The following is a 26,606-nucleotide window of genomic DNA, read 5'->3' on the forward strand; positions in this document are numbered from 1 at the left end:
TAATTTATAAGTAAAGCTTAAAATTTTGGAGGCTTGTTAAACATAAATTTTATCAAAAAAAGAGTTTTTTTAAGGATGTACCAAAAATCGACTAAAAAGTTTTTGAATAATTTAAAACTTCCAACCACAAAACCGTTAAAAATATTTTTCCAAGTTACATTATCATGCCACAATTGGTAATTCCCAACCACATCGTTTTTAAACCTAAAATATAATTGTGCTTTGGTTCTAGTTATTTGATAGCTAAATATTGATGCTACAAAATCGATATCGAAACCTGCTTCTAGCACACGTACTGTCCATTCTTTATCTTCGAAAGTGGCAACATCTTCTCGAAAAGACATTTTTTCCCAAACCGATTTCCGGAATGCCGAACCAGAAAATATCAAACCCGATTTATTAGGATCGTCCTTTGCTGAAACCTGATTTATATAATTTCTGTAATCGTTTGGATGATGCAAACAGCGTAAGCCTGCCAAATTGGTATTGGCTTCAAATTTCTGTTTAATTAATTTAAAAAAATCGTGACTTACAGGATAAGCATGTGCGCTAAACATAACAACAATATCATAATTTGCTCTTTCGGTTACAAAATTGGCGCTTCCGCCGTAGCTAAAGTTTTCAATCGTTATAAAACGTGCACCAAATTGTTTAGTTACTGCCTCGCTAGCATCCGTTGAGAGATTATCTAAAACAATAATTTCACCAATATCGTCGCAATAGCGCTCGGTTAGATTTTTTAAGGCAAACTTTAAAGCTTCCTCTTGATTTTTTGCTCGAATTACAACCGATATCATTTATAATGTTTTTATTTTTTAAACCATTTTAACGGTTTTGCCAAAACTTTCGCAATTTTAAATTCTAATGAAAGCTTTATTTTTTGCTCGCTTGTACTGTGTTTATTTATAAGGTAAAATAAATATTTTAATGTGGTTTCGTATTTGTCTACATAAATTTCTTTGTGCTTGTTGTACACATATTCCATATTTGCTAACCTATGGTTTTGCAAAGTATCGATAAGCATAGACTGTTTTTGCTTGCGGTAGTAAAACAGAAATTCTTCAACTATTTTAAACTCCCAACCTGTTTTGGTAATTGCTATCCAAAACTCCCAATCTTCAAAACCTTTTTTCATGGTTTCATCATAACCTCCAACGGCTTCCCAACATTGTTTTCTATACAGAGAGGTTGCGATTAAAATATTTTCGTAAAGTAAAGCATGATAATTAGTCCCTTTAGGCTTTAACTCGTGAATAATATTATTCCTGCTACCAAAAAAGAACTTACTATAACACGACGCTATAGCTAAATTTTGATTATTCTCAAGCACAGGCACTAAGGTCGTTAAAAAGTTTTCATGTATTAAATCGTCGGCATCTAAAGGTAAAATAAACTCTCCTTTGCCTATTTTAATACCAGCATTTCGGGCACTTGATAAGCCTCCATTTTCTTTTTCTAAATATTGAAATCGACTATCTTTTGCAGCCCACTGTTCAGCTATTTGAGCTGCGTTATCTGGACTGCCATCGTTAACAATAATACATTCCCAATTGGTGTACGTTTGGTTTAAAACCGATTGCAGCGCTTCACCCAAAAAATTTGCATGATTATAACAAGGTACAATTATGGAAACCAATGTATTCATTAAAATTTATTTAAAAAACCTAGTTTAATAAGCAAGTTAATAATTCTTGACTGTCTTAAGTTGTTTAGTATATTTCTGAAAGCAACTACATCGTCTAAATCTTGCATAAATGCGGAATAGTTAACATTTAAAACGGTATTTCGCTCTTTAAACTTTATTTCCCTATACGCTGCATTAGAACTTATACCTCCAATATAAAAAGTTGAAAGTACATTATGTACATATTTATAAGATATATTGTTCTTGCAAATGGCATCAATAAAGAATTTCCAATCGGAAACCACTTTAAAATCTTCTTTAAAAGAATTGGTTTTAGTAAACACTTCCTTTTTAATAAAAGTGGCTGGATGTGGCAAGGTATCATTTAAAAAATATGAAAATGATAATGTTTCTGGATAGGTTTTTATGAATTGCTTTTCCCTTTCAATAACTTGAAGGTTAAAATAGATAATGCCTTCACCTGTAAGGTTACTAATGTTTTCTTTTAAAACCCCGTCACTATAAAAATGATCTCCAGAATTTAAAAACAGTAAATAATCTCCGTTAGATTTGACAATACCTTTGTTCATGGCATGATACACGCCTTTATCTTTTTCGCTTACCCAATAATTAAATTTTTGAGCATTTGCTTCAAGATACGTTTTACTGCCATCGGTCGAACCTCCATCAATAACAACATACTCAAATTCTTGAAACGTTTGATTTGTAATACTCTCAACAGTTTTTTTTAAACCGTCGAGGTTATTGTAGTTTATGGTTATTATGGTTAGTTTCACTATAGTTTTAATTTAGCAAACTCTTATAGAGATTAATGTAATTTTGGGCTTGTATATTTAAATCGTATTTATCAATAGCGTTTTTCCGAATTTCGTTAGCCATAAACCGATTGGAATTATCAAGAAATTTTTCAATTTCGCATTTTAAGGCATTCGCCGAAATTTGGTTAGCAATATAACCGTTTTCCTCGTGTTTTACCATATCTAAAATACCGCCCACAGGAAAACCTATAACAGGTGTACCGCACATTAACGACTCTAAAACAGTATTTGGTAAGTTATCCATTAACGAAGGGATAACAAAAACATCGGCTGCCGAATAGGCAACACTCATAAGTAATTCATCGTTAATAGCGCCCAGTTCTATTACATTATTTGTAAAATTAAGTTTTACTTTTTTATGGCCTATTGCGCACAAAACAACATTGTTGTTTTTTAAGAGCTTAAAAGCTTTAACTAAAAAATCGAATCCTTTTCGGTTTGTATTATTTAACGACTCTGCCACAAAAAGAATTACTTTTTTATCCTGAGGTAACTTTAAAAGGTTACGAGAATAAACCTTGTCTCTAATATTAAAGATTTCTTTATTTAATCCGTAAGCAATATGTTTTACAGTTTTACCGTGAAGTACAGTGCTATTTAAGGCTTCATTTTGTAACCATTTAGAAGGCGCAACTAGAGTAAGGTTATTTACCGAATTAAATATTTTAGTTTTATAATTACTGTAATATGCATTGGTTTGATTTTCTAACTCTGAATAATCTCTATAAATAGGATTACCCTTGTTATTAGCTCCAATAATAGTTTCGGTATAATGCTCACCCCCTGTAAAGGTATTCATGTCGTGCATGGTCCAAACCACAGGTTTAGTGTTTTTACCAAAAAATGATTTTAAATCCAAAAATCCTGAAACCCAATGTAAATTAACAACATCTGCTTCTTGATACCATTTATTTTTTGTTATATCGAATTCTGAAAACGGAAAACTAAACAATTCTAAGCGCGACGAACGTTGCTTAAGAAATACTACTTCATTCGATTTTTTCTTGAGATTGTAATTTTCTAGTAATTTAAAAAGCTTCTTTTTTAACCGATTGTAAATACTTATTTTTTCAGGTAAAACTTTAAATGTTTGAGGAAGATTTTTATGCTTTTTAATTAAAATTACTTTAGAATCTATACCATTATTTAACAATCCTTCATGCAACCTTAAACATGCGTTTGCAGCCCCACCAATATCGCTAGTATTTACAATTAAAACTTTCAAAAAAACTATTGTTTTATTCCGTAAATATTTAATTGCATATCCATATTTGCATATGTTCTTATATTAAAAAACGGAGATTTACTGGCTAACCCAGCAGAAATATACAACCTAAATCCATTATTTTTTAAAGTATTAATAATTTCGTTTAGCGTTTGTTCTTGATTTACATAAGAATGATATTCTACAAAAATACGTTCAACAAAGTGTAATTTATTTGATATTGCATGAAGCACCTCTGTCTCTGCTCCTTCTATATCAATTTTTAAAAAATCGACAGGTTTATAAATGTATTGCCCTAAATTAACCACGGCCACTTGATTAATATTATTTTTTAAGTTTTTTTTATTTGAGAAATTTAGAGTTCCTGCATCGGCACCTTCCGAAAAGAATGACAACGTTGTATCCTCTTTCCAAACACCTTTATTAATTAATTCTACTTTTGAAAACTCAAACGATTCTATATTCTTCTTTAAAATTTTATAAATTTCTGGGTCGGGCTCGAAGGCTAGAATTTGTGCTTGAGGAAACTGTTTTTTTAAGTAAATTGTAGCAAGGCCTATATTTGCTCCCGCATCTATTATGTATTGCTCCGGTTTTTTTGAGGTATACTTATAAATTTGTTCTATAAAAATTTCATTGTACATAAAAACAAAAGAAGCTCCATCTGGCACGACAACAGTTTTCCCTAAAATATTTGTTTTTGTTTTAGTAAACCGCGACAGTTTTAACAATCTTGATATTTCTTTTCCACGTTTTTTGTTAAACTTCCGCCTAACCAAATCAATTAACTCGGGAGCTATAAGCTTTTTTGTTAACTTTTTAATTTTGGGCATTAAGGCATTTTTATTTATTTCATTTTCATTTTTAACCACTCTTATAATTTTTGGTTTTAATACCACATCTTCCTTTACCAAGTCTATTTTGTTTGTTGGTAAAAAACCTGTTTTTGTAAAACTATGAGGGTTAGCAAGACAATGAATGCCACTTCCATCTAAACCAATATTACTTAACAGGGGAATTTTAGGATATAAAAATACACCTTTATTTAAGAACATTGACACATAAAAACGTACTGCCCAAGAATCATTTACACCAGCAACCTGATTTTTTAACATGTTATAATACTGCAACTCCCCAAAATTTATTTCATCAGCTAATTGCCTGTTATCTATTTCTTTTAATAATTCGTATCCATTAAAGTTTATTTTATCCCATCTATCAAGCCAGGTTGCATAACCCCAAGAACTCATAATGGGAAGAAAGTAAGTGTTATTTGTAATTGATTTATTGGTAGAAAAACAATGACCTGTTACCCCAAATACTTTCTTGTCGTTTTTATAAACCTCGAGACCTTTATTTATAAAACCTAAAAAATACTTACTTACTACAATATCGTCTTCTAAAACAATTACACGTTTGTATTTTTTAATAACTTCTGAAACTCCAGTTATAACAGATTTAGACAAGCCATAGTTACACGTTCTTTTTATAACAGAAACTGTTTTAAACCTATTTTCATTCTTGGCAATAATTTGAACAGATTCAATTTTTTTCAAATCTAATTCTTGCATATTAGGTTTAGCTCCATCGCAAAATATATACAAATTGCTATGTTTAGCTTCTGAATTTGAGGACAAGGCATCAAGAGTTTGCTGCAAATGCAAAGGCCTGTTATAAGCAAAAATTAATATTGGGGCAAGGTTCATTTTACGTTGCTTTACATTATTTTAACCAACCTTTAATTCTTTTTTTAATAGGCTTGGGAATAGGGCTTAAAATACAAGTTCTTAAACTATTTGCTTTATAAATATTCAACAAAATATAGGTATTTGCATTATACTTATGCTTTTTTAAAAAATATTTTTTAAACGTATTACAAACTAACTTAAACAGTTTTGTTGGCACCCAACTTAAGTTTAAGCTCATCATTTTAATATAGGATGAACTTTCTTTATGATAACAAAAAAACTCACCTTGTTTGTTAAAATATATTTTTTTTAAAAATTGATTTTTTAAAGGCTCATTATAAGTATCATAACCATGATTCATGCAAATACAGTCGTCGAAAGACTCATTATTTTTAATAGTATTCAATCTGATGCTATTTACATTTTCTTGGTTTTTATATGCCGTATAAGCTCGCATTTCTGTAAATGCATAATTAGGATGCTTTTTAAAATCCTTTCGTTGGATGTTTAAGTAATTTTCATCTTGAAACAGTTCGTTTATTTTCTTAACATAACCATCTATTACTTTAAAAGAAGACACAAAACCATTTATACATTTGCCATTACATTGCTCGGTACAATCGTAACCAACAAATTTAAATTCTTGATTTTTTAGATTAGTTAAGATTAAATTATCTGAATCGAAATGCCAAAATGAGTTTATATTTTTTTCTTTCACAAAACCATGAATGTAAAACCAACGCTTAAAAACAAAGTTGGTCCAAAATTCTTTTCCATGTTTAACTCCTGCAACATGTTTATAAACCTTATCGAAAGTTTTTATTTCGTTTGTTGTATAAAAATCCTTAAAATGGTAATGCTCTACTTTGGCTTTTTTGGCAATATGCTCGTTTTCATTATCACCTAAAAGCACAACATGACTTCCAGGATTGGTAAGTTTGGCTTGCTTTAAGGTATAGTACAAATAATCTGAATTACCATAATGACAAAACAAAATATAACAGGGGTTTAATTCGTTATCTATCATTTTTTAATCAGATTTACAATTGGAAAATATTTAAGATTTAAATTAGAAAAAAACAGTCTAAAAGACGACATAAAAATTTTAACCCAACTTAATAATTGGTTTAAAAACTTATTTTTTTCGCCGCTATAAAAAAACCACAAATAACTTAATTGTTTATCAATTCGAGTAAGCGACACGTTGTTTTTTGCACTCCAAACAATAAGCGATTCGTATGTTTTGCCATGATATTTAGAATATACTTTTCTATTACTAAAAACATTATTTTCATGCACCCCTCGTACGGCTACGGCTTGGGTTACACCACCAGCAAACAATTTACATTTTAAGGCAACCTTGTAAATAAAATCGGTGTCTTCGCCTACGGTTAATTTACTATTAAACAAACCAGACAACCTAATAGCTTCCTTTTTTAAAGTTAATCCGTTTAAATGCAAATGGCCTTTTCCCAACATAAATGCTTCAAATACTTCATTAGGGCAAATGCCTGGGCTAAGGGTACATAAATTAGTTCTATTGGCATCATTTTCACTAACATTACGATAATAATGAAACCCAACAGCATTATAAACACCGTCTGCTTCGTTTTGAGTTAAAAATACTTTTGCATCCGTTTTAAATCTGTTTTCTAAATAAAAATCGTCTGCATCTAGAAACGCGATATAATTTGATGATGCTTTTTTAATTCCAAGGTTTCTACTAGTAGCGCGTCCTTTATTTTTTTTATTTTTATGATGATGAATTTTTACTCTTTCATCTTCGATTTGTAGGTTTTTTAGCAATTTCAATGAGTTATCGGTACTACCATCGTTTACCACAACAACTTCGGCAACTTCCGGTTGTTTTAATGCCGATTTTACAGCTTTTTCGATAAAGCGCTCGCAGTTATATACTGGAATAATTACAGAAACTTTAAAACCTAACTTCATTAAAACTTATTAATTAATCCTAGTTTTATTAACCAGTTAATTTTTCTTGACTTTCGTAAAGTTCTTAAAGTACGTTCTAACTTAAATTTATACTTTAAATCGTTTAAAAGAAGCGGGAAATCTTGTTTTAAAACAAGCTGTCTTTCTTTTTCCATAGCTTCAAAACTACCTTTTGATGAACTTACGCCACCTTCATAAAAATTTGAAAACACCTCATTAACATGCTTATAACTTGCATTATATTTTATAAGTGCTGTGATAATAAATTTCCAATCGGATACTAATTTTAAATGTTCATCATACGCCCCCACTGTATAAAACAATTCTTTTTTTATAAATATAGATTGGTGCGGAATAGTATCGTTATGTAAATAAAAGAAACTCATTTCGTTAGGCACTTCTCTTACCCATTTTTTATTGTTTTTTATTCTATTGATATTAAAATATACAAAATCTTCACCAGATAAATGTTTTGCAACTTTTGCTAAAGCACTTTCATTAACCAAATTGTCGCCACTATTTAAAAAAAACAAATAATCGCCTTGAGCTTGTTTTATGCCTTTATTCATGGCATTGTAGATACCAGTATCTGGTTCGCTAACATAATAATTTAAGCCTGTTTTATACTGCTCAATTATATGTTTACTACCATCTGTTGAATTGCCATCAATAACAATTAACTCATAATCATTAAAGGTTTGGGCTTGTACACTTTTAAGCGTACGCTCTAAACCTTGTTTATTGTTGTAGTTAATTGTAATTATTGATATTAGCATAATGCAATTTCCTTATTTATTATTTCTTAAAAGGAACCTAAATTTCTTTTTTAACCAAGTTGTAAATAAGAAATTTTTATGATATTTTTTTAATTCATTTAATTCATGAATTTCAGGTAAATGGGTATTTATAGCTTCTTTAATTCCCTTGTTTACAATTGATTCGTACTTATAATTGGTAAATTGATTAAAACTTTGATAAATAAAAATCATACCATACACTTTAAAATATCCTTTATGTTTAGTTGAAGCTCCGGTATTGTGCAACCTATAACAGCCCATGGTGATAGGCAGATATTTAAATTTCCCTCTTAAAGATAAAAGTAATAAAAAAGGAAAATCACCACTTATGCACCGAAAAAACCAATTTGGCAGCTCAAAATCATCAAGGTTTCTAAACATTATAGAGCAGGTAGGAACAAACCATTTCTCGATAATATCTTCGGTTTTAAACACTTCCTTTTGATTGTTTTTTATCATTGAAGTTTCCGTTGTTTTTTTTCCTCGCGAATTTAAAATAGTTACGTTATGAAAACAGAGTACAAAATCTGAGTTATTATTAAAAAAATCAACCTGTTTTTGCAGTTTTAGTGGGTCTGTCCAATAATCGTCGCCTTCACAAACAGCAATAAATTCGCCTTTTGCCCGAGGAAAGTTAAACCTTGGATTCATTCCAGATTTAAATTTTGATTTTTGATTTTCGGTTTGATAAATTGGCTTAAAAATTTCAGGATGTTTTGCTTCGTAAGACCTAATAATATCTGCACTAGAATCGGTTGAAGCGTCGTCGTGAATTACAACTTCAAACGGAAAACTGGTTTGTTGCATTAAAAAGCTATCGAGAGTTTGTTTTAAGAATTTCTCATGGTTATAAACCAAACAACAAATACTTACCAATGGTTTTTCAACATCAACGCTTTTTAAGTCTTGGTTCATATTTTATTAAACGTTTTGAATTTCTAAATACTTACTATACCAAGCCTCTCGCTTTAGCTTTTCTTCCTCTGGAATTAAGTTATAAGCAGGTTTTTCATGGCGTTCTTGTTTTACGAAAACATCATGCAAGCTGTTAAATGCTTTTTCACTTAATAGCTCGAAATCTTTTTCATAGCCTAAAAAACTCATCTCTTCATTACAAACAAACTCAATGTATTGTATTTGTTCTTTAGTTAATTTGGCTTTATATTTTTTCGAATTATTTTTTAGTATTGCTTTGTTTAAATTTTTCCAGTTATCGGTTTTCGAAGCGTTTTTAACCGACATATTATTTTTATGAAAACTTAGCATTTCAGCTTCAAAATTAATACTTAAAAAATCGCAAATATTTAAAATACTTTGTTCTTGATCTTCAGTTAACGCTTCATATTTTACAAGTATAATTTTATTAGTTTTAGTTAATTGTTTAAAAAGTGAAATAGTATGTTCTTGATTTTTTTTCCAAATATTTGCAGCTCTTACTACATCGCCTCGATGAATAGGTGAGTTAACCCAGGATAAAGCCATATCGCGTGGGTCTCGAACTAACCAAATATATTTTGCATTTTCAAAATTCTCGTTAATATACGGAGCCAAATTAAAGGTATTAACCTCTTTAATAAATGCATGCGTTTTTAAGTGATGTTTGGCTTCTTTGTTATAAATATATTTAACTACCGAAGCCAAACTTCTATTTGTAATATTTAGTAGTTCGGTTTTATTAAAATTAACCTCCCATACGCCAATTTTTAAATTAAACATTTCTAAAATGTCACTTATAAATCTATTCCAATTAGCGTCTTCTTGCAAATTGCCATACTTACTCATTACAGGATAAAAAATTCGTAATAAATGTGGCGAAGTTGGGCCACAATATTGCGAATGGGCATCAATTATTTTGGTTATTAAATTGCTTCCTGAACGCTCTGAACTGATTAAAAAATCGCACCTCATAAAATAAATTTTTTCAATTCTGTATTTTCTAAATCGCGTTCTATAAAACTAATAATTTCAGGAGGTAATTGCCTCCATTTTTTATCGTCTTTTTTGGTTTTAAAAACACTGTACGCGTCTGTATTGTTTACTTCATTTTTACTTAAAATAAAATTTTGAGTTGATTTTGAATAGCTTAAATTACAAAAATCGAATAAAGCTTTTACTTCAAACTCTGTTTGGTTTAATAGGTTTTCATATTGTATGAGCTTAAATCGATTTTTAAATTGTTTTTCTAACCTTAAGAACATTAATGAGACTTCTTTCCATTTTTCGTAACCATTAAATTCTTCAATTTTATTTAAATTTTTTTTCTTGGCATAGCGCCATTCTTCCAAAACCTGCCAACCTAAATCTTTTCTAAATTCTCTTGGAGCATTTAACCAAGAATAAACCACAGCTAACGGATTACGAACAAGACCTATTACTTTTAACTCCTTGTCTTGTTTTAAAATATGCTCTAAAATATGATGATATCTTACTTCTTTATAAACAATTGCTTTAAATGAGGCTTCTTTGTTAAAAATAGGAAGCTTACCATCTTTCCTAGCTTCAACCTGATTTATAAAATCATCACTTGATTTCGATATATCTGTAAAAAAATCTTGAATATTTTGATTAGTTGAACTTGTTGAAAGCCTGCCTTTAAAGGCATAAGAAAATAATGGTTGATATTTATAAACAACATCTGGGTGACTATTAAAAATCTCACCAAGCCAGGTTGAACCAGAACGAGGCACACTATGCACGGCTATTTTTATCACACTAAAGTATATTTTGTTAGCATGTCTCGTATTTCATCAGGACTATTAAACATCATTACATCTATAATTGAAAGTCCTTTTATAAATTCACTATTAGAAAATTGATTGTATTCTGGTAATTCTGGCTTCAAGAATTTTAGAACAATCTCGTCTTTACTAAACATTTCTTTAGAATAAATAGCTTTTCCCCCTATTGCATTTATATAAACGTTACATTTTTCTATTTTACAAATATTAATCAACCTATCTTCTTTGCTGAACACTTCCAATCCAGTGTAGGCTTTTGATGATATTTTTAAATTAACATCTAAATCTAAATAATTTAACACCTCTTTAATGCTTAAAATACTAAGTTCTGAAATTGTTTTGCAATTTGATTCTAAAGCTTTATTAAACAAATGGAATACATCTGAAAAATAAGGTGCTTTTGTATAAGCATGTTTAATTGTCTCTTTTAAATTTAAATATGCCTTACTGTCTTTATGTAAATAAACGTCTTTTATTAACTTATTTTGACTTATATTTTTACAAGGAAATGTTATTATTTTGCCCTTTTCTTGAACTAATATTTTATTTCTATTAACCCAACCTTTTTTTATGAAGTTAACATCATCATATAAAATAAATTCATCTACTGCATTAATTAATTGAAAATACCCTAAATAAGGAAAAACATACGGTTGCATGATTGCTATTTTATGCTCCATAGTTATTTAAACAAGAATTTATAATTGAAGTAATTTGAACTAAATCATTTTCTTGTAAACCAACATATACTGGCAAACATAAAACAGACGTTGAAATATGCTCAGCAATTGGACACAAGCTTGTTTTTATATAAGGTAATTTCTCTAAACTAGGAAAAAAATAACGTCTTGCGAAAATATTGTTTTCCTCCATCTTCTGCTTTACCTCAATTAAAGTGCTTTCATTTTTAAAAATTATTGGGTAATAAGCATAATTCCATTTAAGTCCTTCTCTTATTTTTTGACGCCTCAAAACATTAAAATTCAAACTTACATCATAAAAATCACATACTTTTTTTCGTTCTTCTATAATGAAATTGACATAAGGCAATACAGATAAACCCATTGCGGCTTGCAACTCACTCATTTTGGCATTAATACCTAAACCATGAAATTTTTCTGGGCCATTATGACCAAAATTGTGCCTAAACCAAAGCTCTTTTTCTATTTCTTTATTTTTACAAAATAAGGCACCGCCTTCACCCGAATGAAATAGTTTTGTTGCATGAAAACTACAAGTGCTAACGTCGCCATAATTAAAAATAGAATTGCCTTTATAAGTAACCCCAAAACAATGGGCTGCATCATAAATTAACTTTAAACTATGCTTTTTCGCTATTTTTTCTAACACTTCTAAATTACAGGCATTACCATAAACATGTGTGGCCAAAATAGCAGTAGTTTTTGGGGTTATAGCGGCTTCTATTTTTGTTTCATCAATAGTTAAATAGTCTTTATGAATATCGACAAAAACAGGCGTACATTTTTCCCATACTATACTACTTGTGGTCGCCACATAACTAAAAGGTGTTGTAATTACTTCACCGCAATTTCCAAAAGCATTTAAGGCTATTTGCAGTGGTAATGTGCCATTTGTCGTTGGTATAACAAAATCTACATTTAAAAAGCTCTGTAATTTTTTTCTAAACTCTTTATATAATTCGCCATTGTTTGTTAACCATTGGTTTTTCCAGATACGCGATATCAGCTCTTGAAATTCTTCTTGTGGAGGTAAAAAAGTTTTAGTTACAGGTATCATTTATATTAACTAATAAAATCATAGGTTGCTCTTAATAAAAAAGGTTGCCAAACTTCTTTTTCATGAATAACTTGAAATTCTCCAATGTTATTAATTCTAAGCCTTGGTTCATTCGTCATTCCACTTTTCATAACCAAATTAAAATTATATAGCCCTTTAGATAATTGCAAATCACTTACATCAACAAGAACTCTCATACTTTTGTTTTCAATTGAATTAAATTGACTTTCTTGTAACATTGCTATTGGGCGTTGCTCCTTATCAGATATAATTATAACAATGCAAAATGTTTCCTTTTTAATTTTAGTTGTAAAATTAATATCCAATTTTAAGTTTCCTCCCCAATTAATAACTGGAAAGCCATTTATTACAGACTCTGTTTTAATTTTAAAGCTATCTAAGGTTAAACTATTATCATCAAAAACTACATTACTATTGTTATTTGTAAACCTGCTATAATATTTATCAATCCCTTCGCCAATATCCTCTCCTACATATTTTGGCTCACCGTTTTCCATTAATATTATTTTGTTGCAAATTCGTGAAACCATGGGCATGCTATGGCTTACAAAAACGACCGCTGTATTAGGTAAAATAGTATCAATAGTCTTAAAGCATTTTAATGTAAACCCCAAATCTCCCACCGCTAAAACCTCATCAATAATTAGTACATCGGGTTCCATTTGTGCTGCTACGGCAAATCCTAAGCGCACTTTCATGCCAGAACTATAATTTTGCACAGGCATATCAATAAACTCACGTATTTCGGCAAAATCGATTATATCTTCTAGTTTATCATCAATTTCCTTACGTGTAAATCCTAATATTGCTCCGTTATTATAAATATTTTCACGACCACTTAAAATCGGGTTAAAACCTGCGCCTAGTTCGATTAATGCACCAACGCGTCCCTTAATGGTTACTTGACCAGAATCGGGTTTTATCAGTCCGTTTAAAATTTTCAACAGGGTCGATTTACCAGCGCCATTATGTCCTATTAAACCTAAACATTCGCCACGTTTAAGCTCAAAATTAATATCTTTAACTGCCCAAAATTCTTTAGGTCGTAAAATTCTTTCTTTATTACTACTACTTACACCGCTTATTAAATCTTTTATTCCGTACCACAGGCTTGTTTTTAAGTCTTTACAAAACTTTTTACTAACATTTTCAACCTTTAACAACAACTCTCCTTCTGTCATACTAAGCACTTAAACGTTCTACAATTACAGGAATAGATAAGCGGTACCAAACTAACCCCAACATAAGTACTGGCAAACATAACATTACAATTAAAATATAAATGTTTAAATAAGCAAAAGTTCCGTTAAAAAGCATATCTCTAGTAATACCAATAACATAGGTTAGTGGATTTAACTCCATAAAAGTTTTCATGAGCCCATTACTAGGTACAGCGTAAACCACCGGAGTTACATACATAAAAAACGACATTACTAAATTTATTACTTTACCTATATCTTTATATAACATACTAAATGGCGTTAAAATTAAACCCACTGCCACACCTAGTAAAATAAGAACAAGCAAGCCCACTGGAAACAATAACATAGTTAAGCTAAAACTAACTTTGTAAATAAGCATTAAAATAAAAAGCAACCCTATTTTAAATACACTGTTAAATAACATTTTGTATATGCCCGATAAAATTAGAGCTTCTTTAGGAAAGTTAATTTTACTTAAAAGGCCACGAGCACCATTAGTACTTGCGGTTGGCATAGTTAATGCTTCTTTAAAAATAGACCAAATTAGTGTACCAGAAAACACATAAACCGGGTAACTTATTCCAGTATCGGATAATTGAACCGTACCTGAACTACTTAAGAAAATCCATACTATAGCTGTGGTAATTGGCATAATAAAAGCCCATATTACACCTAAATACGACTGTCTGTATTGCGCTTTTATGTCACGCTCGGCCAACTGTCGGGCCAAAAACCTCGATCCAACAACATCGTTAAGACTTTCCTTTAAAATTTTAAAAAAACTAAGGCTATTTTCTTTTTTATAAATTCTCGTTTCCATTAAAAAGATTATTTTTTAAATAGCTTTTTTAACTTTTCAAGAAAACCTTTTTTCTTATCGTTTTCATGATAACCATTAGCATAAGCTCCATAACCATAACCGTAACCATAGCCGTAACCATAGCCATAGCCATATTTTCCTTTTTGGTTGAACCCGTTATATACAAAGCTTAGGTTTTTAATTTCGCCTTTGTTGTATTTATCGTTTACCAAGTTAATCATACCTTTTTGAGTATAATCTTGCCTAACTACATATATTGATGCATCAACATACTCGGTAAGTTCTAAAGCATCGGCCACAAGACCAACTGGAGGTGTATCTAAAACTATATAATCGTACTTTTCTTTTAATGTTGCCATTAAATCGTCCATACGTTCACTCATAAGTAATTCTGAAGGATTTGGAGGAATTGGACCAGATGTAATTACATCTAAATTTTCAACCAACGTTTTTTGTACAACCTCATCATATTTTTTTTGCCCAATTAAATAATTTACAACGCCTAATTCATTTTCAATTTCAAAATCTCCAAATATTTTAGGCTTCCGTAAATCTAACCCAACTAAAACTGTTTTTTTTCCACTCATGGCAAAAACGGTAGCAATATTTATAGAACAAAAGGTTTTACCTTCACCACTTACAGATGATGTTACCATAACCGATTTTGTTCCTAGCAAACTTTTAGTTTTATAAAAATACTGCAAACTAGACCGCAACGCTCTAAAAGCTTCGGCCATAGTTGATTTTGGTTTGCGTTGCACGGCCAAGTTATTATCTAAAGTATTTTTACCAACAACACCAAGCAATGGAATATTTGATAGATTTTCGAGCACCTGAGGGTTATGAATTTTAGTATCGAAAAACGTAATTAAAAAAGCAATTAAAAGTAAGGGTAAAATTCCTCCAATAACTGCAAATAAATAACGAGAGCTCAATTTTAAATCAATGGGAACAGCGCCAGTATCCTTAGCCGTATCTATTACCAATACATCTGATACACTTGCCGATTTAATAATATCGGCTTCCCCACGCTTAGACAAAAACATGTTATATGTTCTTTCGCTTAACGAATATTGTCTTTGTATATCGAATAATTGTTGTTGGGCCTTAGGTAGTTTTCGAATTTTAGCTTCTTCTATGGCAATTTTAGAATCTATAATTCCTATTTCTCGATTTGTTTCTTTGGTAACCGAACTTATATTTTCGAAAATTACATTTTTTAAACCATCTATTTGTCTGTTTAAATCTTCAAAAATTGTAGCATCGCTTCTCACTGTAGAGCTGTACTTCGATTTTTGCACAGACAGTTTATTAATTTCACCTATATTTCCTAGTATGTGCCCATCATCAATACCGGCCACTGCTGGCGCAGGAATTTCAGTAAACGAATCGCTAGTTTCTAAATAGGTTTTTAGGCTGGCATAATAGGCTAGTTTTTCCTTTTGCTCCTCACGAGATTCTTCTAAATTATTAATTTTAGAGTTTATTATTGCTCCTTCTTCGGTTAAATTAAATATTTTGTTTTGTTCTTTATACCTATTTAAAGAATCTGCATTTAAGGTTAATTGGTTTTTTACACGATCTAACTGTGCATCAATAAAATTAATGGTATTGGTTACAAATTGGTTCTTTCTATCTAATTGCTCTTCACTTAAAACCTGAACAGTCTCGTTTAAATAATCTACAATTTTCGCCTTATTTACATCTACCATATTTAAATTTAAAATGGCTGAATTTTTAGGATTGTTTATATTTAGCTTATTTCTGTACTTGCTTACAACACCATCAAAATTATGAAACTGTATATAAAATTTATCACCAGAAGTTACCTTCCGTTTCTCTCTAAGAGAAACAACACCATTTAAAAAAGGCAAGTCTATAACATCATTTAAACGATATTGCCTTTTAAACTCACCTAAGTTTACGCTTATAGTTTCTTTTGTTTTATCGGTATAATTTTGGGTTTGTGCTGAATTTGATTCAAAATTAACATAAACCTCAACCATTTCATTTTCTAAAAAAGTAATACGAATAGGTATATTTAAAAGTTGATAGGTATTTGGAGTTACATCAAATTTAAAAGGCGCATAGCTATAAACATCATCCTTTCTAAACCTCGATTGCTTTAAATAAGATAGATAAAACTCCAAATTATCAACAACCTTTTCGTGTAGAGACCTTGATTTTAAAGAGTTTAATATAGTTTGTACTTTTCCTGAAACACCACCCCAATTAAAGGTTAAACTAGTATTTGATGTAAATAAAGGGTTAGACTCATCTTCGACCGATATTTGGGTGCTTAAACGGTAAGACTGCTGTGTTCTAATATTTTGTTGATACACAATAAAAATGCCAACACCTATAAAAAGAACAAATAATTTCCAGTAACTTAAAACCCGACTTATAAAAGCCTTTACATCGAACGACAAGCCACCTCCAGACGATTCCGATCCTTCAAACTCTTCTTCCATACTCTAACTATTAAAGGTTTCTTGTTAAAAAATAAGTCGATACTAATAACGATACCAAGGACGATATAGTAGCCAAGTTTTGCATTGCCGTTTGTCCTGCGCCCAAGGCTTTTCTTTTTAACGGCTTTACTAAAATAATATCGTTTGGCTCTATGTAGTAATAAGGCGATTTCATGGCTTTAACATCGGTTAAATCTATATGATGAATGCGTTGCCCTTCTGGGTACTGCCTTATTATTAAAATATCTTTTCTATCTCCTGTTTCACTTATATCACCTGCATTTGCTAAGGCTTCAACTATATTCACTCTATCTTGTAACAAAGTATGAACTCCAGAACCAATCTCTCCAATGGTTGTATATTTTAAACCGGCTAGTTTAACAGTAACAAAAATTTCGGCGGTTTCTTTAAAATATTGTTTAAGTAATTCGGCTTCTACTTTTTCTTTTATTTCTGCAATAGTAAAACCTAAAACATTCATTTTACCTAATACAGGAAACTCAATATTTCCGTGCATATCTACAGTAAAACCATTAAAGTACAACCCGCCAGATTGATTACCCGATTCCGATTCTCCAACCGGATTAAACATACTTACCAATTCTTGGTCTAACGCTTTTACCCTTATGCTCAGCATATCATTTACTTGCACACGATAAGGTTTTGGCTGTTCAATTAACCCCAAATCTTCGGCAGTTATTCCATCTCTTTCCTGTAAATAAACGAGATCTCTGTTAGTTAGGCAAGATGAAAATAAAACACAAAAAATTAAGTAAACAAATACAAAATATTTATTCATTTTGGTAGATGGATTTATGACAAATATAAGTTTTAGGCATGAACAATAAAACATATAACTACTTTTTTGGTTTTTTATGCGTTATTTGTAAAAAATTTACACCTTGAATTACTTAACAGTAGAAAATATTGGAAAATCCTACGGCGAGTTAACCTTGTTCGAAGATATTTCGTTTAGCATACATAAAGATCAAAAAATTGCCTTTGTAGCCAAAAATGGCACAGGAAAAACATCCATATTAAAAATTCTTTCTGGTGAAGACATACCCGACTCAGGAAATGTTATTTACCGTAAAGACATTAAGGTCTCCTTTTTATCACAAGACCCAAAATTCGATAAAAATTTAACTATTGAAGAAACTATTTTTGTAAGCGATAACCCCATATTAAAAGTTATTGCCAATTACGAAAAAGCCCTATTAAACCCAGAAGAAACCGAAGCTTACCAAAGCGCCTTTGAAGCTATGGAACGTTACCAAGCTTGGGATTTCGAAACGCTTTACAAACAAATTCTTTTTAAACTTAAACTTGATAATTTAGAACAAAAAATAAGCACGCTTTCTGGAGGACAAAAAAAACGGCTTGCTCTAGCCAATGCTTTAATTAACAAACCCGACTTACTTATTCTAGACGAGCCAACCAACCATTTAGATTTAGAAATGATTGAATGGCTCGAAAGCTTTTTTGCCAAAGAAAATATCACCCTTTTTATGGTAACGCACGACCGTTACTTTTTAGAGCGCGTTTGCAATGAAATTATTGAGCTAGACGAAGGCCAATTATACACCTACAAAGGCAATTACTCATATTACTTAGAGAAACGAGACGAACGCATTGAACGCGAAGCCGTAGAAACGGGAAAAGCCAAACAACTCTTTAAAAAAGAACTTGAATGGATGCGCCGCCAACCTAAGGCACGAACTACAAAATCGAAATCTAGAATTGATGATTTTACCGATATAAAACACCGTGCACACCAGCGCCGTAACGATCATCAAATTCAGTTAGAATTAAACATGGAGCGTTTAGGGAGTAAAATTCTAGAATTCCATAATGTATCCAAAGCATTTAAAGATAAACGCATTCTTGATAAATTTGAATATACCTTTAAAAAAGGCGAACGTGTTGGTATAATTGGTAAAAATGGTACAGGAAAAACCACGTTCTTAAACATTTTAACCCAAACAACACAACCCGATTCTGGTAAAGTAGTAAAAGGCGAAACTGTAAAATTTGGCTATTACACCCAAAATGGCATTACTATAAAACCAGAACAAAAAGTTATTGATATAATAAAAGAATTCGGCGATTTTATCCCTTTAAAAAAAGGCAGACAAATTAGCGCACAACAACTTTTAGAACGCTTTTTATTCAGCAGAAAAAAACAATACGATTTTGTTGAAAAACTAAGTGGTGGCGAGCGTAAACGCTTATATTTATGTACCGTTTTAATTCAAAATCCTAATTTTTTAATTCTCGATGAACCTACAAACGATTTAGATATTGTTACTCTAAATGTTTTAGAAGAATTTTTATTAGATTTCCCAGGTTGTATTATCGTAGTATCTCACGACCGCTATTTCATGGATAAAATTATAGATCATCTTTTCGTTTTTAAAGGTGATGGTAAAATTGAAGATTTCCCTGGAAACTATACAGATTATCGTGTTTACGAAGATAGCCAACCAGAAACTCCTACAATAAAAGACGATAAAAAAGATAATAAAACGTTAAAACAAAACGAAGCTTCAAAACTAAGCTACAACGAGCAAAAGGAATTAAATAATATAGAAAGCAAATTAAAATCCTTAGCCTATGATAAAAAACAACTTGAAGATAAATTCTTAAACCCCGATTTAACACAAGATCAAATTAATGCCCTTTCTGAAGAATTACAAGGTATTATAAATGCTATTGAAGCAAAAGAAGAACGTTGGTTTGAATTAAGCGAAAAATTAGAAGGTTAGTTGTTTGTTGTTTGTTGTTTGTTGTTTGTTGTTTGAAACTAATTAATATGTCTTATCAAATATTACAATACATAAAATTCCTTTTAAAATCCACCAATCAGCATGGTGTACACTCCCCTTTTGTGTATAATTTGGTAACGCAATGTTTCTATAACAAAACAAAATATACAGATTATAAAACTATTTTAAATTACAGAAAAGCGCTTTTAAAAAATAACAACATATTAAATGTTACCGATTTTGGCGCAGGTTCACATACTTTTAAAACCAGTGAACGTAAAATATCTGAAATGGCAAAATATGCAGGTTCAACTTTAAAAAGAGCTAAGTTACTTTACAAAATTTGTAAATACTTTAAACCTGACAACATTTTAGAAATAGGAACGTCTTTAGGTATAAGTACCCATGCCATGAGTCTCGGCAATTCAAAATCCAAAATAACGTCTTTAGAGGGCTGTCCTAATATCTCACAATTCACATCAAACCTTTTAAATAACAACAACGTTAACATAGATACTGGAAACTTTAGCGAAACACTTAAAACGCAAGATAACAAACCATTAGATCTAGTGTTTTTTGATGGCAATCATCAGAAAGAAGCAACTATTAGTTATTTTGAATCACTAATAGAAACCGCCCATAACGATTCTGTTTTTATTTTTGATGATATTTACTGGAGTAAAGGTATGACCGAAGCTTGGGAAATTATAAAACAACACCCAAAAGTTACAGTAACTATCGATACCTTTTTCTGGGGTTTTGTCTTTTTCAGAAAAGAACAAGTTAAACAACATTTTACCATTCGTTTATAACATATATTGCTTTTTTATGAGTTCGTTAACGTAAAAATTAATAAAAATAAGCGATTTTAATTGTTATGAAAAAGAACTCTCACAACTCCAAACGAAAATTTTACAAGAAAAAACGATTTAAAATAATAGCTAGCATCATAATTCTACTAGTAATTGCTCGGTTAGCTTTACCATACATTGTAAAAAACTATGTTAATAAAACATTAGCCAACATACCTGAATATTATGGCCATGTTGAAGATATAGATATTTCACTATATCGAGGCGCATACACCATAAAAGATTTATACTTAAATAAAGTTAATGCAAAAAGCCAGGTGCCTTTTTTAAATTTCCCAAAAACTGATATTTCTATAGAATGGAAATCCTTATTTAAAGGAAGCATTGTAAGTGAAATTATAATGTACAATCCCGAAGTCACATATATTCTAGAAGACCAAGAAGCTACAGTTAATGGTGAACAGGCCGAACTAGACGACTGGACAACAGCCATTACAGACCTTGTACCTTTAGAAATTAACCATTTTGAAGTACATAACGGTAAAGTAGGTATTGCCCAGATAACCACAGAACCTAGCTTAGATTTGTATATGGACGATGTAGAGTTTACTGCAGAAAACCTAAGAAACGTAGTTGAAAACAACAACAAACTACCATCTCCCATTTCGGGTTCTGGCGTAAGTATAGGTAATGGTAATTTTAATATAAATGGCGCTATTAACTTAATAAAAACCATTCCAGATTTAGATATAGATTTTGAGCTTACTAATGCCAGCGTAACTTCGGTAAACGATTTTACTAGACACTATGGTGGTATCGATTTTGAATATGGCAATATTGATGTTTTCGGCGAAATAGCAATTGCTAACAGTTATTTAAAAGGTTATATAAAACCAATGCTAAAAGACTCCAAACTTATCGGTAAAGACGATGGTATTTTAAGCACTATTTGGGAAGGGTTTGTTGGTTTGTTTAAGTTTATTTTAAAAAATCAAGGCACAAAAACATTAGCCACTAAAGTTCCTCTTGAAGGCGATTTAAGCAATGTAAACGCGGGAATATTTCCTACTATAATTAATATTTTTGAAAACGGCTGGATTAAAGCTTTTAAAACCGAAGTTGATAAGGATATTAAGTTTAACGATGCTTTAAACAATACTAAAAAGTAAAATGCAACAGCTTTATATTTTGCTGTATTAGTAATTTAAATATAAATTTGAAGCTATGAAAATTTACACTAAAACTGGCGACGCAGGTACAACGGCACTTTTTGGAGGCTCACGTGTACCAAAACATCATATCCGTATTGAAAGTTATGGCACTATAGACGAGCTAAACTCACATTTAGGTTTAATTCGCGACCAAAACATTAATGATAATTACAAAAAAAATTTAATCAACATTCAGAATAAACTATTTACAATTGGCGCCATTCTAGCAACTGCTCCAGATAAAGCAACTTTAAAAAATGGCAAAGAACGCTTAAATATTGAAAAAATAACCGCAAGCGACATTGAACTACTGGAACAAGAAATGGATACTATGAATGAGGCCTTACCACCAATGACGCATTTTGTTTTACCCGGCGGACACCAAACCGTGTCATTCTGTCATATTGCACGCTGCGTGTGCCGCAGAGCCGAACGTTTAGCTGTAAGTTTAAACGACTTAGAGCCTTTTGAGCCTAATGCTTTAATATACTTAAACCGCCTTTCTGACTATCTTTTTGTGTTGGCACGAAAGTTGACCTACGACCTGCAAGCTAATGAAGTTAAGTGGATTCCCGAAAAGTATTAAATTACAAATTAAATATTATTAGGATTTCCCCTTTGCGCTAGGGGTTGCAACGAATAGCTTTTGGCGAGGCGCGCATCGAGCCAAAACTTGTAGTGTAAAGCCCGACCCTTTTAGGGTAGCGCCCAAATTAATAGCTATAAACGTTCATAATATTATTGATAAAACGGTTTAATTTGATGTTTTTTGCCCAGAGATGCATTAAACATTTATGTTTTAAACCTTGTTAAAACTGTTGATTGTCAGTAAAATTGAACCTGTTTTTTTTAAAATTAAAATAATTCATTTTTTTCTTGCTTGTTTAAACTAAAAATTTATTTTTGCAGAAAAATTAAAACGAACACAACATGTATTGGACATTAGAATTAGCATCTTATTTAAGTGATGCACCTTGGCCAGCGACTAAAGACGAATTAATAGATTATGCTATTAGAACAGGTGCTCCTTTAGAAGTAGTTGAAAACCTACAATCTATTGAAGACGAAGGCGATTCGTATGATTCTATTGAAGAAATCTGGTCTGATTACCCAACCGATGAAGATTATCTTTGGAATGAAGATGAATACTAAAGAAAAGTATAAATTATAGTTAAAAAGTCTCGTTTTGAGGCTTTTTTTTATTCAAGTAGTTATTTAAAATAATAACAAAATGTATATTTGAACATGTTTCATAATACATAAAATTAAAATAATAAACACCTATGTTTCTCACTTAATGTAGAAACAATAAAATATATAAACATGAGTTTTTTAGATTCTGTATTAAAGGTATTTGTTGGCGATAAATCTAAACAAGATGTAAAAGCCATAATGCCTATTGTAAAAAAGGTAAAAGCTTTTGAAAGCGATTTACAAGCCTTATCGCACGACGAACTTCGTAATAAAACTGCCGAGTTTAAAGCTAAAATTGCTGAGGCTAACAAAGCTATAGACGAGCAAATTGAAAACTTAATTAAGGAAGCAGAAAACACTGAAGATATTGATGCTCGCGAAGATATTTACGAGCAAATAGATAAACTTAAAGACGACGCTTACAAAATTACAGAAGATGTTTTAAACGACATTTTACCTGAAGCATTTGCTGTGGTAAAAGAAACAGCTAAACGCTTTGCAAACAACACATCTATTAGTGTTACAGCAAACGAATTCGATAGAAGCTTATCTGGTGAAAAAGATTACATTACCCTAGAAAACGATAAAGCTACTTGGGCAAATTCTTGGAATGCTGCAGGAAAAGAAGTAACCTGGGATATGGTACATTACGATGTGCAGCTTATTGGTGGTATTGCTATGCACCAAGGTAAAATAGCAGAAATGCAAACTGGTGAAGGTAAAACGTTAGTTGCTACATTACCTGTTTATCTTAATGCTTTAGCTGGCAACGGTGTACACTTAGTAACGGTTAACGACTATCTTGCAAAACGTGATAGCGCGTGGATGGCTCCTATTTTTGAGTTTCATGGCTTAACAGTAGATTGTATTGATTACCACAAACCAAACTCTGCCGCTAGACGAAAAGCCTACAAAGCCGATATTACTTATGGTACAAATAACGAATTTGGTTTTGACTACTTACGCGATAACATGTCGCACTCACCAGAAGATTTAGTACAACGCCCACATAACTATGCTATTGTAGATGAGGTCGATTCTGTTTTGGTTGATGATGCACGTACACCTCTTATTATTTCAGGTCCAATTCCGCAAGGCGATCGTCACGAATTTACAGAGCTAAAACCTAAAGTAGACGATATTGTTAGTGTACAACGTAAATATTTAACGGGTGTTTTAGCCGAAGCTAAAAAACTTATTGCCTCAGGCGACACTAAAGAAGGTGGTTTTCAATTACTTCGTGTATATCGCGGTATGCCTAAAAACAAAGCACTTATTAAATTTTTAAGTGAAGAAGGCGTTAAGCAATTACTACAAAAAACCGAAAACTTTTACATGCAAGACAACAACCGCGAAATGCCAAAGGTTGATGCTGAATTGTATTATGTTATCGAAGAAAAAAATAATCAAATTGAATTAACCGATAAAGGTGTTGAATATATTTCTGGTAAAGACGACCCTAACTTTTTTATTCTACCCGAAATAGGTATTGAAATTGCTAAAATAGAAGAGCAAAACTTAAGCAAAGAAGAAGAAGCTGAACTTAAGGAAGACCTTTATAAAGATTTTGGTATAAAATCTGAGCGTATTCACTCTTTAAATCAGCTTTTAAAAGCGTATGCTTTATTTGAAAAAGACACAGAATATGTGGTTATGGATAATAAAGTAATGATTGTTGATGAGCAAACTGGCCGTATTATGGAAGGTCGTCGTTACTCCGATGGTTTACACCAAGCCATTGAAGCTAAAGAAAATGTTAAGATTGAAGACGCCACACAAACATTTGCTACGGTAACACTTCAAAATTACTTTAGAATGTACCGTAAACTGTCTGGTATGACGGGTACAGCGGTTACCGAAGCTGGAGAGTTCTGGGAAATTTATAAACTTGATGTTGTTGAAATTCCAACTAACAAACCCATTGCTCGTGATGACCGTGATGATTTAGTTTACAAAACAAAACGTGAAAAATACAATGCCGTTATCGAGGAAGTTACACAACTATCAAAAGCAGGTCGTCCTGTTTTAATTGGTACAACTTCGGTTGAAATTTCGGAGTTACTTGGTAAAATGCTTAGTATTCGAAAAATTCCGCACAACGTATTAAATGCAAAACAACATAAAAAAGAAGCCGAAATTGTAGATCAGGCAGGTAAAAGTGGGCAAGTAACTATTGCAACTAACATGGCTGGTCGTGGTACCGATATTAAATTAAGCGACGAAGTTAAAGCCGCTGGTGGTTTAGCCATTATTGGTACAGAACGTCATGATTCGCGTCGCGTAGACAGACAGTTGCGTGGACGTGCTGGTCGTCAAGGAGATGTTGGTAGCTCGCAATTTTACGTATCGTTAGAAGATAACTTAATGCGTTTATTTGGTAGCGAACGTATTGCTAAAATGATGGACAGAATGGGCTTAAAAGAAGGCGAAGTTATTCAACATTCTATGATATCGAAATCTATTGAACGTGCACAGAAAAAAGTTGAAGAAAATAACTTTGGAGTTCGTAAAAGATTACTTGAATACGACGACGTAATGAACGCCCAACGTGAAGTGGTTTACAAACGTCGCTACAATGCTCTAAACGGTGAGCGTTTGCGTGTAGATTTAGCGAATATGATTTTTGACACTGCTGAAAACATAGCAGAAACAAACAAAGGCGCTAACGATTTTAAAAACTTTGAGTTTGAATTAATTCGTTATTTCTCGATGAGTGCTCCTATTTCTGAAGCTGAATTTGGAAAACTTTCGGCTCAAGAAATTACATCAAAAGTATACAAAGCTGCTTTCGATAATTACCGTGAAAAAATGGAGCGCAATGCAGAAATTGCATATCCAGTTATCGAAAATGTTTATGAAAATCAGCGTGATAAATACAAACGTATTGTGGTACCATTTACCGATGGTGTAAAAAGCTTAAATGTTGTAACCGATTTAGAAAAAGCCTACGAAACCAAAGGAAAACAATTAATTACCGATTTCGAGAAAAATATTACGCTTGCCATTATTGACGATGCTTGGAAAACGCATTTACGTAAAATGGATGAGTTAAAACAATCTGTTCAATTGGCAGTGCACGAACAAAAAGATCCGCTTTTAATTTATAAATTTGAAGCTTTTGAATTGTTTAAAGCTATGATTGATGAGGTTAACAAAGATGTGATTTCATTCTTATTTAAAGGTGAATTACCAAGCGAAACTCAAGAAAACATTCAAGAGGCTAGAACTAGGCAAGCCGAAAAAGTACAAACAAGTAAAGAAGAAATTCCTAATCTAGACGAGCGTGCTGCCCAAAGTAGAGCTGCAGGCAATACGCAACGCCAAGCAGAAGTTGTCGAAACTATTGTTCGCGATAAACCAAAAATTGGTCGTAACGACCGTGTTACAATAAAACACGTTATGAATGGTGAAAGCAAAACTGTAAAGTATAAGCAAGCAGAACCTTTAATTGCCAAAGGCGACTGGGTTTTGGTTGAAGAGTAATACGT

At 31.6% G+C, this 26,606-nt stretch carries 23 protein-coding genes; 6 read left to right on the forward strand and 17 right to left on the reverse strand.

Going from position 1 to position 26,606, the window contains the following annotated elements; genetic code table 11:
- Window positions 1-17: 17 nt before the first annotated feature.
- From LG651_RS10735 to LG651_RS10815, 17 genes are read right to left on the reverse strand one after another with little or no spacing between them, the layout of a single operon-like run.
- Window positions 18-797 carry a glycosyltransferase gene (locus LG651_RS10735; protein ID WP_226696129.1) on the reverse strand — a complete coding sequence of 260 codons (780 nt, stop codon included), beginning with the start codon at window positions 795-797 and terminating at the stop codon, window positions 18-20.
- An 11-nt stretch (window positions 798-808) separates the two neighbouring features.
- A complete protein-coding gene (locus tag LG651_RS10740; RefSeq protein ID WP_226696130.1) occupies window positions 809-1,645 on the reverse strand; it encodes a glycosyltransferase family 2 protein in 837 nt (278 codons plus the stop codon).
- Window positions 1,645-2,421, reverse strand: coding sequence for a glycosyltransferase family 2 protein (locus LG651_RS10745; protein ID WP_226696131.1), 777 nt, complete (start codon window positions 2,419-2,421; stop codon window positions 1,645-1,647). Before LG651_RS10745 ends, LG651_RS10740 begins: the two co-directional genes overlap by 1 nt.
- Before the next feature lie 7 nt (window positions 2,422-2,428).
- The gene (locus LG651_RS10750) at window positions 2,429-3,688 is read right to left on the reverse strand and encodes a glycosyltransferase (protein WP_226696132.1); all 1,260 of its coding nucleotides are present in this window, start codon (window positions 3,686-3,688) and stop codon (window positions 2,429-2,431) included.
- Between the two features lie 5 nt (window positions 3,689-3,693).
- Window positions 3,694-5,394 (reverse strand): FkbM family methyltransferase, encoded by a 1,701-nt coding sequence (locus tag LG651_RS10755; protein ID WP_226696133.1) that lies wholly within the window; start codon window positions 5,392-5,394, stop codon window positions 3,694-3,696.
- 16 nt (window positions 5,395-5,410) lie between these two features.
- Window positions 5,411-6,403, reverse strand: a complete 993-nt coding sequence (locus LG651_RS10760) for a hypothetical protein (RefSeq protein ID WP_226696134.1) — start codon at window positions 6,401-6,403, stop codon at window positions 5,411-5,413.
- Window positions 6,400-7,329, reverse strand: coding sequence for a glycosyltransferase family 2 protein (locus tag LG651_RS10765; protein WP_226696135.1), 930 nt, complete (start codon window positions 7,327-7,329; stop codon window positions 6,400-6,402). Before LG651_RS10765 ends, LG651_RS10760 begins: the two co-directional genes overlap by 4 nt.
- On the reverse strand, window positions 7,329-8,105 hold the full coding sequence (locus tag LG651_RS10770) for a glycosyltransferase family 2 protein (protein ID WP_226696136.1): 777 nt from the start codon (window positions 8,103-8,105) through the stop codon (window positions 7,329-7,331). The genes LG651_RS10765 and LG651_RS10770 overlap by 1 nt, the downstream gene beginning before the upstream one ends.
- A 12-nt stretch (window positions 8,106-8,117) precedes the next feature.
- Window positions 8,118-9,041 (reverse strand): glycosyltransferase family 2 protein, encoded by a 924-nt coding sequence (locus LG651_RS10775; protein ID WP_226696137.1) that lies wholly within the window; start codon window positions 9,039-9,041, stop codon window positions 8,118-8,120.
- A gap of 6 nt (window positions 9,042-9,047) precedes the next feature.
- Window positions 9,048-10,034, reverse strand: coding sequence for a sulfotransferase family protein (locus LG651_RS10780; RefSeq protein ID WP_226696138.1), 987 nt, complete (start codon window positions 10,032-10,034; stop codon window positions 9,048-9,050).
- Window positions 10,031-10,837 carry a sulfotransferase domain-containing protein gene (locus tag LG651_RS10785; protein ID WP_226696139.1) on the reverse strand — a complete coding sequence of 269 codons (807 nt, stop codon included), beginning with the start codon at window positions 10,835-10,837 and terminating at the stop codon, window positions 10,031-10,033. The genes LG651_RS10780 and LG651_RS10785 overlap by 4 nt, the downstream gene beginning before the upstream one ends.
- A complete protein-coding gene (locus LG651_RS10790) occupies window positions 10,834-11,544 on the reverse strand; it encodes a WbqC family protein (protein ID WP_226696140.1) in 711 nt (236 codons plus the stop codon). Before LG651_RS10790 ends, LG651_RS10785 begins: the two co-directional genes overlap by 4 nt.
- Entirely contained in the window at window positions 11,534-12,622 is a 1,089-nt protein-coding gene (locus LG651_RS10795) for a DegT/DnrJ/EryC1/StrS family aminotransferase (RefSeq protein WP_226696141.1), read from the reverse strand. The genes LG651_RS10790 and LG651_RS10795 overlap by 11 nt, the downstream gene beginning before the upstream one ends.
- A 5-nt stretch (window positions 12,623-12,627) precedes the next feature.
- On the reverse strand, window positions 12,628-13,824 hold the full coding sequence (locus LG651_RS10800) for an ABC transporter ATP-binding protein (protein WP_226696142.1): 1,197 nt from the start codon (window positions 13,822-13,824) through the stop codon (window positions 12,628-12,630).
- Between the two features lies 1 nt (window position 13,825).
- Entirely contained in the window at window positions 13,826-14,665 is an 840-nt protein-coding gene (locus LG651_RS10805) for an ABC transporter permease (RefSeq protein ID WP_226696143.1), read from the reverse strand.
- An 8-nt stretch (window positions 14,666-14,673) separates the two neighbouring features.
- On the reverse strand, window positions 14,674-17,136 hold the full coding sequence (locus LG651_RS10810; protein ID WP_226696144.1) for a polysaccharide biosynthesis tyrosine autokinase: 2,463 nt from the start codon (window positions 17,134-17,136) through the stop codon (window positions 14,674-14,676).
- Window positions 17,137-17,146: 10 nt separating this feature from the next.
- On the reverse strand, window positions 17,147-17,935 hold the full coding sequence (locus LG651_RS10815; protein ID WP_226696145.1) for a polysaccharide biosynthesis/export family protein: 789 nt from the start codon (window positions 17,933-17,935) through the stop codon (window positions 17,147-17,149).
- 103 nt (window positions 17,936-18,038) lie between these two features.
- Between LG651_RS10815 and LG651_RS10820 the strand changes: the two genes are divergently transcribed.
- The 6 genes from LG651_RS10820 to secA all read left to right on the forward strand — a co-directional run bounded on the left by LG651_RS10820 (window position 18,039) and on the right by secA (window position 26,601).
- Complete coding sequence (locus tag LG651_RS10820; RefSeq protein ID WP_226696146.1) at window positions 18,039-19,901, forward strand: ABC-F family ATP-binding cassette domain-containing protein; 1,863 nt, start codon at window positions 18,039-18,041, stop codon at window positions 19,899-19,901.
- Window positions 19,902-19,948: 47 nt separating this feature from the next.
- Window positions 19,949-20,713 carry an O-methyltransferase gene (locus LG651_RS10825; protein ID WP_226696147.1) on the forward strand — a complete coding sequence of 255 codons (765 nt, stop codon included), beginning with the start codon at window positions 19,949-19,951 and terminating at the stop codon, window positions 20,711-20,713.
- 65 nt (window positions 20,714-20,778) lie between these two features.
- Window positions 20,779-21,882 (forward strand): DUF748 domain-containing protein, encoded by a 1,104-nt coding sequence (locus tag LG651_RS10830; RefSeq protein ID WP_226696148.1) that lies wholly within the window; start codon window positions 20,779-20,781, stop codon window positions 21,880-21,882.
- A gap of 55 nt (window positions 21,883-21,937) precedes the next feature.
- On the forward strand, window positions 21,938-22,510 hold the full coding sequence (locus LG651_RS10835) for a cob(I)yrinic acid a,c-diamide adenosyltransferase (RefSeq protein ID WP_226696149.1): 573 nt from the start codon (window positions 21,938-21,940) through the stop codon (window positions 22,508-22,510).
- Between the two features lie 344 nt (window positions 22,511-22,854).
- Window positions 22,855-23,076: a DUF2795 domain-containing protein gene (locus LG651_RS10840; protein WP_019387375.1), complete on the forward strand. Its 222-nt coding sequence runs from the start codon at window positions 22,855-22,857 to the stop codon at window positions 23,074-23,076.
- Between the two features lie 171 nt (window positions 23,077-23,247).
- A complete protein-coding gene (gene secA / locus LG651_RS10845; RefSeq protein ID WP_226696150.1) occupies window positions 23,248-26,601 on the forward strand; it encodes a preprotein translocase subunit SecA in 3,354 nt (1,117 codons plus the stop codon).
- Window positions 26,602-26,606 lie beyond the last annotated feature (5 nt).

Source organism: Neotamlana sargassicola (genome assembly GCF_020523965.1).
GTDB lineage: Bacteria > Bacteroidota > Bacteroidia > Flavobacteriales > Flavobacteriaceae > Neotamlana > Neotamlana sargassicola.

Bases quoted from the DNA above. Each gene is read 5' to 3' on its own strand.
- LG651_RS10735 (WP_226696129.1), bottom strand. From the start codon at position 797: ATGATATCGGTTGTAATTCGAGCAAAAAATCAAGAGGAAGCTTTAAAG.
- LG651_RS10740 (WP_226696130.1), bottom strand. From the start codon at position 1,645: ATGAATACATTGGTTTCCATAATTGTACCTTGTTATAATCATGCAAAT.
- LG651_RS10755 (WP_226696133.1), bottom strand. From the start codon at position 5,394: ATGAACCTTGCCCCAATATTAATTTTTGCTTATAACAGGCCTTTGCAT.
- LG651_RS10760 (WP_226696134.1), bottom strand. From the start codon at position 6,403: ATGATAGATAACGAATTAAACCCCTGTTATATTTTGTTTTGTCATTAT.
- LG651_RS10765 (WP_226696135.1), bottom strand. From the start codon at position 7,329: ATGAAGTTAGGTTTTAAAGTTTCTGTAATTATTCCAGTATATAACTGC.
- LG651_RS10770 (WP_226696136.1), bottom strand. From the start codon at position 8,105: ATGCTAATATCAATAATTACAATTAACTACAACAATAAACAAGGTTTA.
- LG651_RS10775 (WP_226696137.1), bottom strand. From the start codon at position 9,041: ATGAACCAAGACTTAAAAAGCGTTGATGTTGAAAAACCATTGGTAAGT.
- LG651_RS10780 (WP_226696138.1), bottom strand. From the start codon at position 10,034: ATGAGGTGCGATTTTTTAATCAGTTCAGAGCGTTCAGGAAGCAATTTA.
- LG651_RS10790 (WP_226696140.1), bottom strand. From the start codon at position 11,544: ATGGAGCATAAAATAGCAATCATGCAACCGTATGTTTTTCCTTATTTA.
- LG651_RS10795 (WP_226696141.1), bottom strand. From the start codon at position 12,622: ATGATACCTGTAACTAAAACTTTTTTACCTCCACAAGAAGAATTTCAA.
- LG651_RS10800 (WP_226696142.1), bottom strand. From the start codon at position 13,824: ATGACAGAAGGAGAGTTGTTGTTAAAGGTTGAAAATGTTAGTAAAAAG.
- LG651_RS10805 (WP_226696143.1), bottom strand. From the start codon at position 14,665: ATGGAAACGAGAATTTATAAAAAAGAAAATAGCCTTAGTTTTTTTAAA.
- LG651_RS10810 (WP_226696144.1), bottom strand. From the start codon at position 17,136: ATGGAAGAAGAGTTTGAAGGATCGGAATCGTCTGGAGGTGGCTTGTCG.
- LG651_RS10815 (WP_226696145.1), bottom strand. From the start codon at position 17,935: ATGAATAAATATTTTGTATTTGTTTACTTAATTTTTTGTGTTTTATTT.
- LG651_RS10825 (WP_226696147.1), top strand. From the start codon at position 19,949: ATGTCTTATCAAATATTACAATACATAAAATTCCTTTTAAAATCCACC.
- LG651_RS10830 (WP_226696148.1), top strand. From the start codon at position 20,779: ATGAAAAAGAACTCTCACAACTCCAAACGAAAATTTTACAAGAAAAAA.
- LG651_RS10835 (WP_226696149.1), top strand. From the start codon at position 21,938: ATGAAAATTTACACTAAAACTGGCGACGCAGGTACAACGGCACTTTTT.
- LG651_RS10840 (WP_019387375.1), top strand. From the start codon at position 22,855: ATGTATTGGACATTAGAATTAGCATCTTATTTAAGTGATGCACCTTGG.
- secA (WP_226696150.1), top strand. From the start codon at position 23,248: ATGAGTTTTTTAGATTCTGTATTAAAGGTATTTGTTGGCGATAAATCT.